Origin of the sequence: Mucilaginibacter jinjuensis, assembly GCF_028596025.1 — a bacterium.
Lineage (GTDB): Bacteria > Bacteroidota > Bacteroidia > Sphingobacteriales > Sphingobacteriaceae > Mucilaginibacter > Mucilaginibacter jinjuensis.
This window is the reverse complement of record NZ_CP117167.1, coordinates 3,358,363-3,370,323: the sequence shown is the minus strand read 5'-3', so window position 1 is coordinate 3,370,323 and position 11,961 is coordinate 3,358,363. Positions and strand designations below refer to the sequence as shown.

Annotated in this window: 8 protein-coding genes; 2 read left to right on the top strand and 6 right to left on the bottom strand. The window is 40.7% G+C overall.

What is annotated here, in order from left to right; translation table 11 throughout:
• Positions 1-56: 56 nt before the first annotated feature.
• A complete protein-coding gene (locus tag PQO05_RS15155; RefSeq protein WP_273628172.1) occupies positions 57-560 on the top strand; it encodes a hypothetical protein in 504 nt (167 codons plus the stop codon).
• 128 nt (positions 561-688) lie between these two features.
• On the opposite strand, the gene PQO05_RS15150 is transcribed toward PQO05_RS15155, so the two are convergent.
• The 6 genes from PQO05_RS15150 to PQO05_RS15125 form a co-directional block, all read right to left on the bottom strand.
• Entirely contained in the window at positions 689-1,378 is a 690-nt protein-coding gene (locus tag PQO05_RS15150) for a response regulator transcription factor (protein WP_273628170.1), read from the bottom strand.
• 96 nt (positions 1,379-1,474) lie between these two features.
• Positions 1,475-2,593, bottom strand: coding sequence for a TlpA disulfide reductase family protein (locus PQO05_RS15145; protein WP_273628169.1), 1,119 nt, complete (start codon positions 2,591-2,593; stop codon positions 1,475-1,477).
• A 7-nt stretch (positions 2,594-2,600) separates the two neighbouring features.
• Positions 2,601-4,070, bottom strand: a complete 1,470-nt coding sequence (gene gatB / locus PQO05_RS15140) for an Asp-tRNA(Asn)/Glu-tRNA(Gln) amidotransferase subunit GatB (protein WP_273628168.1) — start codon at positions 4,068-4,070, stop codon at positions 2,601-2,603.
• A 412-nt stretch (positions 4,071-4,482) separates the two neighbouring features.
• On the bottom strand, positions 4,483-7,161 hold the full coding sequence (gene alaS, locus PQO05_RS15135) for an alanine--tRNA ligase (RefSeq protein WP_273628167.1): 2,679 nt from the start codon (positions 7,159-7,161) through the stop codon (positions 4,483-4,485).
• Positions 7,162-7,321: 160 nt separating this feature from the next.
• Positions 7,322-9,496 carry a hypothetical protein gene (locus tag PQO05_RS15130; protein ID WP_273628166.1) on the bottom strand — a complete coding sequence of 725 codons (2,175 nt, stop codon included), beginning with the start codon at positions 9,494-9,496 and terminating at the stop codon, positions 7,322-7,324.
• Positions 9,497-9,498: 2 nt separating this feature from the next.
• Positions 9,499-11,370, bottom strand: coding sequence for a transglutaminase-like domain-containing protein (locus tag PQO05_RS15125; RefSeq protein ID WP_273628165.1), 1,872 nt, complete (start codon positions 11,368-11,370; stop codon positions 9,499-9,501).
• Positions 11,371-11,495: 125 nt separating this feature from the next.
• Between PQO05_RS15125 and PQO05_RS15120 the strand changes: the two genes are divergently transcribed.
• A complete protein-coding gene (locus PQO05_RS15120) occupies positions 11,496-11,834 on the top strand; it encodes a MerR family transcriptional regulator (protein WP_273628164.1) in 339 nt (112 codons plus the stop codon).
• Positions 11,835-11,961 lie beyond the last annotated feature (127 nt).

Below are 11,961 nucleotides of genomic sequence, written 5' to 3'. Positions count from 1 at the left end.
ATCCATGTTAAGCAATTATTATCCAAATATTTACTTACATCAAACCCTATAATAACATGAGCACTAAAAGTAAAACCACCGCATCCGAAGAAAAAGGTTTCTTCGAAAAAATAATCGACCAGGTTTCAGAAATCTGGGAAGGCACCAAGGATAAAACTGAGGACATTGTAGAAACAGTGGAAGACAAAGCTACTGACGCTAAAGAAGCCATTGCTAAAACGGTAACTAAAGCTACTAAAGAGATAAAAGCTAAAGTTTCTACAGCTAAAGCCAAAGCACCTGCTGCTAAAAAATCGGCAACAGCGGCTGTTAAAGCGGCACCGGCTAAAGCAGCATCAGCAGCAAAAACCACGGCTACTAAAGCTAACACAGCAGTTAAATCTGCAGCAGATACAACTGCACATAAAGCGACAGCAGCTAAAGCAAGTGCAGCAAAAACTGTTACCAAAGCGGCTGATAAAACAAAGGCAGCCGTAAAAAAAGAAACCAAGCCTGCTGCCAAAGCAACAAAGGCAGCTGCGCCAAAAGCGGCAAGCACAACAAAAAAGAAAACAGCCTAACACCGTAGAGACACAATACCTTGTGTCTCGTATACAAATTAATCAGGAGACACAAAGTATTGTGTCTCTACAAAAGAAAAAGAACCATATAACAAAAACGGCCCCCGAATTATCGGGGGCCGTTTTTGTTATGCTTCAAATTTGTAGCCTACTCCTTTTACTGTGGCAACATATTGTTCGCCCAGTTTTTCGCGTAGTTTGCGGATGTGCACATCAATGGTACGGTTGGTAACTACTACCGAATCTTCCCAGATGTTTTTCAGTATGTTTTCGCGGGTGTATACTTTACCTGGTTTTGAGGCCAGTAAGTACAACAGCTCAAATTCCTTTTTGGCTAATACCACCTTGTTTCCGTTCTGGAAAACCAGATAAGCTTCACGGTCAATAACAAGGTCGCTCACTTCAAGCTTATTGTCGCTCACTTCTTCCGGAGAAGAGTTTCTGCGTAATATGGCGTTGATGCGGCTTACCAGTGCGCGTGGCTTAATTGGTTTGGCAATGTAATCATCGGCGCCAACGTTAAAGCCGGCAATTTCAGAGTACTCTTCGCTGCGTGCAGTTAAAAACACCATAAAGGTATTTTTAAACTCGGGCATGGTACGCATAATGCGGCAGGCTTCTATCCCATCCATTTTAGGCATCATAATGTCTAAGATGATTAGGTCTGGCAAAACCTTTTTAGCCTCATTAACACCTTCCTGGCCGTTGCTTGCCGAATAAACCTGATAACCTTCTTTCTTTAAATTATATTCTATCAATTCAAGAATATCCGGTTCGTCGTCAACAATTAAAATTTTGTGTTTGGTCGAAGTACTCATAGAGCTAAATTTTGCATAAAAGTAACTGCTTTAAAGCACCAAATGATTAGTTAATTGTTAACAAATTGTTAATCTTCATAATTAGTTAACAATAAGTTAGGGCTTGCTGAACGTCTTCTTTAAAATTTCTTCAAGATCAAGGCCGGTTACGTTCTTAGCTACAATAACTCCCTGTGGGTCAATGAAAAAGTTTGACGGGATAGCTTCGATATGATATAACACCTCGGTTGGGCCTTCAAAACGTTTTAGGTCTGATGCATGTTGCCACGTTAATTTATCAGCATTCACCGCTTTCTGCCAATCACTTTTATCAGTATCCAATGATATACCCAGGATATTTAAGCCCTTATCATGATACTGTCCGTACAGTTTTACAACGTTAGGGTTCTCGGCACGGCAAGGTGCACACCATGAAGCCCAGAAATCAACCAGTACGTATTTGCCTTTAAAGTCCGACAGTTTCACCGGCTTGCCATTCATATCATTGGTGGTAAAATCAGGTGCCTTATGCCCTACCGAAAGCGGCTTGGCAGCCATCATTTGTTTAATAAATTTTTGCACGCCGGGGTTATCCTTAAATTCTCCCTGGATGTCATCTGCATATTTCACCAGGTCCGACTCGTAGCGCATGCCATCTAACGAGGTTGCTGCATAGAAACCGGCCAGTGATTTCTTATTATCGTTAACAAATTTCAAAACAGCTTTGCTGTAATCGCTCAGGTTGTTTTGGAAAATCGGTGTATAGATTTTCAGTAATGAATCTTGCTTACCACCCGCTGCTGCTTTAGACTGATATTCTGCAACCAATTTGGAGTTTTTCTCACCGTACAAATTACTGATCTTGTTAAAGTCCTGAATTTTTGCTGATTCATCAGAACCGCTTACCTGGTAAGCATGAGCCGAATCGGCCAGGTTTGTTTTGAAATTAATTTCATCACCGTTTTGGGCAATCAGATCAAAAATGGCGTCATTGGCGCGGATCTTAAATAAATTGCTGTATGGGGTCGATCTTTTAAATTCAAATTTACCATCCGGTGCAATCTGGGTCGAATCAACAACCGTTACACTCGCCGTATCAGCGGCCAAAAGATAAACCTTTTTGGCTTTACCAAAATTGCTAACCTCGCCGTCAATCTTAAATCCGTTTTTATCCTTGCACGATGCCAGTGCAGCAACCATTAACGCTGCAGTATAAATTTTATATGTGTTTTTCATTTGATGTTTATGCGTTTTCTAATGCTTTCATTAATAGCTGATTTGTTTTTTGCGGGTCGATCTTCCCTTTCGAGCGTTTCATAATTTCGCCCATAAACAAACCTAAAACTCCTTTTTTTCCTTTTTGGTATTCCTTTACCTTATCAGGATGTTTTTGCAACGCTTCCTGTATAAATAGCTGCAGGTCGTCGCTGTTTTCGCTGATCAGCAAATTTAGCTGTTCTGCCAGTTCTACCACACTTTTGCCCGAATGTTTTAACAAGGCCGGGAAAAGCTTTTGAGCAGCCACTGTATTATTGATCTTACCGCTATCAACCAAAGCTATTACGTCAGCAAGATCTTTGGGGTTTAATCCCGATTCAATTAAAGTTGAACTGTGCTCGTTCAGATACGATTTAACCGGCCCCATCATCCAGTTGGCAGCCGATTTATAATTAGCCGTATGCTGAATCAACTGCTCGAAGAATAAAGCCAGCTCTTTATCTGATGTTAATACCGAAGCATCATAATCAGTTAAGCCTAAATCTGTAATATATTTATGATATAGCTCTGATGGCAAAGCCGACATTCCTGCCTTAACACGTTCAATATATTCGTGCGAAATGCTTACCGGTACCAAATCGGGCTCGGGGAAATAGCGGTAATCGTTTGCCATTTCCTTGCTTCTTAAAACAGAAGTCTCACCAGTATCGGCATTAAAATTCAGGGTATTTTGGTCGATATAGCCACCGTTTTCAATTACTGCAACCTGACGCAGAAACTCGTACTCAATAGCCCGCTGCACGTTACGCACCGAGTTTAAATTCTTTACCTCACAACGGTTACCATATTCTGTCGCTCCTTTTTTGCGGACTGAGATATTTACATCACAACGTAAACTACCCTCTTCCATATTGCCATCGCAAATATCGAGGTAGCGTACAATTTTGCGGATCTCGTTAAAATATAGGGCGGCTTCTTCGCCACTGCGCATATCGGGTTCAGAAACAATTTCCAGCAACGGTACACCGGCACGGTTTAAATCGATCAGTGAGTTTCTATCATCCTGATCGTGGATGCTTTTACCGGCATCGTCTTCCATGTGGATATGGTGAATGGCAATTGCTTTTTCGGTACCGTCACTTAAACGGATGGGGATCCGGCCGCCAATGCAAATCGGCTGCTGATCCTGCGTTATCTGGTAACCACGCGGCGAATCGGCGTAGAAATAATTTTTACGGGCAAAAGTATTGTAAGGATTTATTGCGCAGCCGCAAGCCAGGCCCATTTTAACTGCATACTCAACCATACGCTCATTAGCGAATGGCAAAGTACCCGGGTGACCGATTGACACCATACTTACATGGTGGTTTGGCATTGCGCCATAAGCAGCCGAATCTGAACAGAAGGCTTTGCTTTGCGTTGATAACTGGGCATGAACCTCGAGGCCTATTACTAACTCGTATTGTTCAATTACCCTGTCTGATATTTCTGTCATAGCAAAATTCGGTTATACCTGATTTGCATCATATATAACGCTGTATAGTTATTAAAGCGCAATATAGTGTTAATCGGTATAAAGTTTAAAATCAGTTTCGATAAATACGACGAATATTATAGCAGAAATTTGTGTTTGCAGATTTACAAATAGGTTATAAATAGTCAACGCGCTAATTTAACTTACAGGAGGAGTTAAACTAACGCGTTTATAATTGGCTGGCCAAATCTAAATGATATTTTAAAATATGCAAAGTTTTTTTGCGATACGTCATGGGTACACCATACACGTCATGCTGAACTTGTTTCAGCACCCCACAGGACGGGTATGCAGTATACCAAGCACGTTTGCCTGTCCTGTGGGATCCCGATCCCAACGATAGTCGGGACGGGATGACGGGTTGAGATTTACGTTATTGAATAAACGAAACCGCTTTACTCAACACCTTATCCAAACCACTCAAATCCTTACCACCAGCTGTAGCAAAGAAAGGCTGGCCACCGCCACCACCCTGAATCTCTTTGGCCAGTTCGCGAACGATGTTGCCTGCGTTAAGGCCTTTATCTTTTACCAGATTTTCGGCAATCATAACAGTGATGTTAGGTTTGCCGTCAAAATCTGCAGCTAATACCAGGAACAGATTGGGTACAATATCTTTTAACTGGTATGCCAGGGTTTTAACAGCATCCGCATTTGGCAGGGCTACACGCTCTGCAATGAAATTGATACCGTTAATATCTTGTGCCTTCTCTGCCAGTTCTGTTTTTAAACCAGATGCTTTAAGCTGGATATTTTTCTCTATTTCCTTTTTAAGCTTAGCGTTTTCGTCCAGTAAGTTTTGCACGCTTGCGGCAACATCTTTCGGGTTTTTCAGCAATTCCTTTAATTGCTGCACCAGTTTACTTTGGTCGCTGATATAGTTTTCGGCAATAACACCGGTAATGGCCTCAATACGGCGTACACCGGCTGCTACGGCACTTTCTGATATAATTTTGAAGAACCCAATTTGCCCGGTTGATTTTACGTGTGTACCGCCGCAAAGCTCTTTCGAGAAGTTATCATCGAAAGTAATTACGCGTACAAAATCACCATACTTTTCGCCAAAAAGTGCGGTTACACCGCTATCTAAAGCTTGCTGGTATGGTACGTTGCGTTCTTCTTTCAAATGTACATCCTCGCGAATCTTAGCGTTAACAGTTCGCTCAATTGCTTCCAGATCCCCATCAGATATTTTGCTGAAGTGCGAAAAGTCGAAACGCAGGTAATCTGCATTTACCAATGAGCCTTTTTGTGCTACGTGGTCGCCCAGTATTTGTCTTAACGCTGCCTGTAACAAGTGGGTTGCCGAGTGGTTGCTTTCGGTAAGCATGCGTTTACCATTATCTATAATTGCGTAAACAGGCGCTGTAAGATCAATATTAGGGTTAATAGCATCAGTATAATGCACAATCAAACCGTTCTCTTTCTGGGTATCAGTAATGATTATATCATCATAATCCTTATAATCCTGGCTATCGTCTTTTTTAAACTTAGTTGGACTTAGTACACCGCTATCACCTACCTGGCCACCGCTTTCTGCATAAAAGGGAGTTTCATCCAATACAATCTGGTATTGCTCTTTGCCTTTGGCAGTTACCTTACGGTATTTGATAATGCGTGCTTCGGTTTGAAACTGATCATAACCAACAAAATAAGTTGGTTTGTCGCGGCCCACCATTACCCAATCGCCGGTATCAACGGCGGTTGCTAAACGTGAGCGGTTCTTTTGCTTTTGAAGTTCGATCTCGAAGCCTTCAATATCTACAGAAAAACCTTTTTCACGGGCAATCAATTCGGTTAAATCGAACGGAAAGCCAAATGTGTCAGAAAGTTCAAATGCTGCTTCGCCAGAAATAATTTTGTTATCAGTTGTAGCTACTGCTTGATCAAAACGGCTTAATCCTGTTTCAAGTGTTCTTAAGAAAGAGTTCTCTTCTTCCAAAACTACTTTCTGCACAAAATCTTTCTGTGAATACAACTCGTCAAACACACCCTTAAACTGATCGGCCAGTAAAGGCACTAACTGGTTTAAGAATGGCTCTTTAAAACCCAGATATTGATATGAATAACGCACAGCACGGCGCAGAATCCTGCGGATTACATAGCCTGCCTTATTATTTGATGGTAACTGACCATCTGATATCGCAAAGCTGATAGCACGGATATGGTCAGCCATTACACGCATGGCTACGGCATCATTCCAGTCGGCATCACCGGGTACGGCAGCAGCATTATATTTCTTACCGCTTTTCTCTGCAATGAATTGGATCATTGGCTGAAAAACGTCGGTATCGTAGTTCGAAGTCTTATTTTGCAGTACACGCACCAAACGCTCGAAACCCATACCGGTATCCACGTGTTTGTTTGGCAATGACTGTAAGCTACCGTCTTTAAGGCGGTTAAACTGCATAAATACGTTGTTCCAGATCTCAATAACGTTCGGATCATCAGCATTTACCAGGCTTGCGCCCGGTACTTTGGCACGTTCTTCATTGCTGCGGCCATCGTAGTGGATTTCAGAACACGGACCGCAGGGGCCGGTTTCGCCCATTTCCCAGAAGTTGTCCTTTTTGTTACCAGGCAAGATGCGGCTTTCGTCTACATATTGTTTCCAGAAATCGTAGGCTTCCTGGTCTTTAGCTAAACCTTCTTTCTCGTCACCCTCAAAATAGGTAACGTACAGGCGGTCTTCATCAATGCCGTAAACTTTTGTCAGCAGTTCCCAACTCCAAGCAATGGCTTCTTTTTTAAAGTAGTCGCCAAAGCTCCAGTTGCCCAGCATCTCGAACATGGTGTGGTGATAGGTATCGATACCCACCTCCTCCAAATCGTTATGTTTGCCCGATACACGTAAACAACGTTGGGTATCGGCTACACGAGGTGCCTTGGCGGGTGCTTCGCCTAAAAATATATCCTTAAACTGGTTCATACCAGCATTGGTGAACATTAAAGTAGGGTCGTTTTTTACAACGATGGGTGCCGATGGCACGATGGTGTGCCCTTTAGAAGCAAAAAAGTCTAAAAAAGCCTGACGTATTTCCTGAGCTGTCATAAGGATGCAAATGTAGTATTTAGTCGGGAAGTCCGAAAGACAGGAAGTTCGTAAGTTTTTAGTAACAGTGGTGAGTGGCAGTAGCAGGAGTTACCTATTAAATAAGAAAGCACATTGATATAAATACCAATGTGCTTCTTTGCCCTTCTCCGAATGGTTGTTAACCTTGTTTTTCTAAAAGGATTTGCTTGCCATTAAACTCGGCAGCAGCGTCTATAATAGCCATCAGCGATTTCCAGTCGGTCACCTTTTCGAAATTACTGTTATAAACACGCGTAACTTTGATATTTAAAACATTACCGTTAAGTGTTGCTGTTGATGCAAACGAACCTGTTTTATTAGAGCTGTTTTTTACCAATTCTTCCAGCCCCTTAACGCTGTATCCTTTAGGGATATTAATTGAAATAGTATAGGTTATGGTGCGTGCAGCATTCATATACACATCAATTTTGCGATCTTTTTCTTTATCGGTAAGGGTTAAAAAGCCACCGGTTAGTTTACCCGCATCTACTATATAATTAGCCCCAGCTTTTTTCACCATGTTATTTAACACAAAGGTTGAATTATATTCAAAAACAGGGTTTGTATTTTCAAGTGCATTATTAACTATTTTAAAGTTGCTCAACTGTTCAGGCTCCTGATCGTATTGCGCTTTGATTTTGGCTGTAAAAATTTTAGGGATATTATTTCGCGAATCATTAAAAGCAGCCTGAAATGCATCATACATTCTACTGGTTTCAGGAAACTTACGAAGCCGTTTTTGTAAATCGTCGCCTTTTACCAAATTGGTATAATAATTATCTATTTCGTCATAGGCCAAAAGGTCCTTTTGATCGTCATGTCGCATATCCCCTGTTTCTCTAACCTGCCTTTCAATCTTTAGCTTCTGCATGTTATCCGGCAATAATGAAACATTCAACTTCTCTGATAGCGTATTTTCTGCACTTGGTTGTATCGGCATTATATCTACTCCTTCAGTAAAAGAATAGGTGGTTATACCTTTTCTTTTGGGATATAAGATAATTGCATTTTCACCTTGGTACCTTGCCGGAATTTCATTAAAATGGGTTACCACATCATCAAAGCACATATAATATGTTTTTCCGCCATCTTTTACTCTTACTATTGCTGTAAAATCATCCGGATTAAAAACATTCTCCAGTGTATTACTGGTTCGCGAACTTACAAGGGCAATATCGTTTTCAATTTTGAGATCATTTAACAGCAAGGTCATCATCATGGCATTGTATGAACCATTTGCCCGGCGGGCATTAAAATCTATGCCGTCCTTAATGTTATCTGCCGTATAGGTACAAAAAGTATTATATTTCCATATATCGTACAGAACCTTCAATAAAGTATCTTTTGATGCGGCTTTAACACCTTTATTGCCATCAAAATAATCTTTCAGCTGTTTTTCAGGGTCTTTAAAATAGTAATGTGTATTTTCATTGAAGGTGCTTTCAAAATCGCTTTTATTCGAATCAAATGCTGTTGGGGTTTTGTCACGCTTACGACCAAAAGCTGTTTGTTCCATACCAAATTCGCTGCCAATTTCAATATAAGGATATTGCCTTAGCGGCGAAGTCCATAAGTATGTTTGGTATTTAGGCAGGTTGGTTAATGTTATAGCAAAAATGCGGTTATCATCTTTGTCCTTAGTTTCAGTAAAATGTGGTGCATTGTTTCCATAAACACATTGTACATCTAATTTGCTATTGAACTGAAATTTCAGATCATAAAATAATATCGGGTATTCATTGGTTAGCATAATCAGGTTATCGTTTTCCTGGTATGATTCGCCTGATCTCATTAATGAAGATTTAGAATATGATACGTAATAATCTAAAATATCTCCTGTTTGTAAACCAGAAACAGCAATTTTTCCCGTCAGATTTTTACCATTCTTATCGTTCTTCAATAATACTTCTTCATTCGTTGGCACAATTATTTCGCTGCCGTTAGGTTTAATAATTTTTACCCCAACAACTGTTTCTTTGGTGTTGCGGGATATAAAAAAGCCTGTTACCTCACGCCGCTGATATTCGAGTGTCGAATACTTTTCAAGTGCAACCTTGTCATTAATTTTCACTCTTTCATGAAATAACCTAGATATTTCGCTCTTAATGTGTACAGATCTTTTTAAATTGAAAGACCTGGCTATAACCACAGCACTTTCTTTATTTAAATCTTCGGGGATTGATGTTACCTTAAATTCGGGGCTGGCTGCGTCCCATACTTCCTTCTGCAGGGCCACCTGTTTTTGATCATAAGTTTGCGCAAAAAGGCTTAAGGAAAGGCTTAAGAAAGAAAGGCTTAGTAAAGTTTTTTTCATTTTTATGATAAGGGTTTTAGTACTACGGTTTCGTTATATGCTTTATTTAATTGTTCGAGATCTTTATTCCACTGCTCAAATTTGGCCTGGTTAAGGTGGGTGTTTTTTATCAGCAGTGTCTTCTTATAGCTTAGCTTATTCCCCTGCATAACATACTGAATATGAAATTCATAATCGGTATTTACGATATTAAGGTTCTGCGGCATTTCGGCCACTTTATAATTATCGGGGATGGTTAACTCCGTTTCGCGGTTAAGGTTAATGGTGTGCGAAAACCAATAATCGTGCTTGCGTTCACTTGTTTTGATGGCTGCATCATTAAGTTCTTTAACTTTATCAAACTCGATATAGTAGGTTTTACTAAAGTTTGATACCGCATTTTTATATTCAAAATCGTAACTGGCGTTTAGGTTACTACCCTGATCGGCCAGGTTACTTACATTGAGGTTTTTAACGTGGTAGTCGTTATTAAAATGGGCTAAAAAGTGGGTAAATACCTCATCTGTATTTTCTTTTTTAACGCTGTTAATGCCCGATAAAACATCTTCTTTATCTTCACCCTGCCACAAGTGGGTAACCTTTCCAACAAAATCATTCCCGCTGATGGTTACTTTGTCTACCTCATTATCTGCATTCTGGCCGGGCAAAGCTTTGGGTACGTGGTTTAAAATATATTTTTCGCCATCCTCAATTAAAATATGGCGGCCCTGTATGCGTTCGGCATATTCATCGATCCCGATGTAGGTTTCTGTAGCATCCAGAAAGTAGGTTTTGCTCTTGTACATCAGGGCGCATATCATGTGATTATCTACTGCAAGAGATGGTGTCGAATAATCATAAGCGATATGATTGGTACCCAGCCAGCATAAACGGGCATCGTATCCTAATGAAATCAGCAAGGCTTTGGTGAGGTTGGCCATACCTTTACAGTCGGCATATTTTTTACGCAGCACTTCATCAGGTTTTTCGGGTTTAAAGCCGGCAATCCCGTTTTCAAAAGCAATATAGCGGATGTTGTCCTGCACCCAGTAATACACCGCCTTAATTTTATCCAGATCGGTTGTTGCTTTAGCAGTTATCTCTTTGGCTTTTTCTTTAATCTCCGCATCGGAATAAGTATCCTTTGTGAGTTCGTGGTACCAGGCATACTGATCGGCCAAAGAACCAAAATAGGTAAACTTTTGGCCGCCAACGGAGGCTGATTTACACTGAATGAGCAAATGCGGGTATAAGTAAGTTGGACCGGGGCTGTGGTCTTCCCGCTTTTCGGCAGGCAGGTTTTCGGCCGTATATGTAATTAAATCCGCATCCTCATTTTGCAAGTAAACGGATGTCTTTTTAATGTCGAGCCCATTAAAATTAAACTCTTTAATGTCGACAGACATCCAGCGGGGTACTTTAATAGTTATTTCTTTATGCGCAATATCAACTTCATCGCTGAAACTTATGCTTGTGAAATACCGCGGATCGTTGTATGTTTCTTCTACCTTAACTTCTCCTTTGCTCCCTTTATTTTTTAACAACATGGGGAACAGGCAAACCTTAGCATCAGAATAAAAAACATCGCTTACGGTATAAAAACCATAGTAAGGCTTAAAATCTGAAGGCGTATGCCCATCTACCTTACATGATACCGAATTGATCTTGATCTGATCGTTATACATAATGGCAATGGGCATCGTAGCCTGGTAGCCCTCGCTAACGTAAGTTGTAGCCTGATCCTGGTTAATCTCGACCCTGGATGTTTTGGAATTATAAACGATCTGGTAATTATCTTTTGCCGACGAAATATGGATGGTAGAATCGGGACCGGTAGCAGCTGACGCCCGCAATGCAAACAAGGCACCGCCAAAAAGGAGAATAAGGTTTTTCAATTCGTATAAATTCAGGTCTCTAAAGATATATTTTTTACGAAATAATTAATACACTCAACTACTTTTTTTAGTTACTGATTTTGAGAAAAATGAAGAATAATTAAAAAACCAATACATTTGTGATTATGGCTTATAAAGAACGCGAGGAGATCAACAAAATTTATTATACCATGGGCGAAGTATCGGCCATGTTTGATGTTAATCAATCTTTATTAAGATACTACGAGAAGGAGTTTGATATCCTTCAGCCTAAAAAGAATAAAAAAGGCAACCGTTTTTTCACTGCCGAGGATGTAGAGAACATCAAGGTAATACTGCACCTCATCCGCGATAAGAAATTTACCCTCGAAGGCGCCAAAGAGCACATGCGCCAAAATATCAACGCAGCGAAAGACCAACAGCGGATTATTTCTTCGTTAGAGAATATGAAGAAGTTTTTGCTGGAAGTAAGGGATGCTTTGTAAATATCTATAAAGTAGAGGCCTGTCACACTGAGGCACTCGAAGTGTCGCGCGCAGATGCCCACCCACCATACTTCGACGGAGCTCAGCATGACATCCGCTGCCGCAAGTTTCTAACCCAGCACGTCAT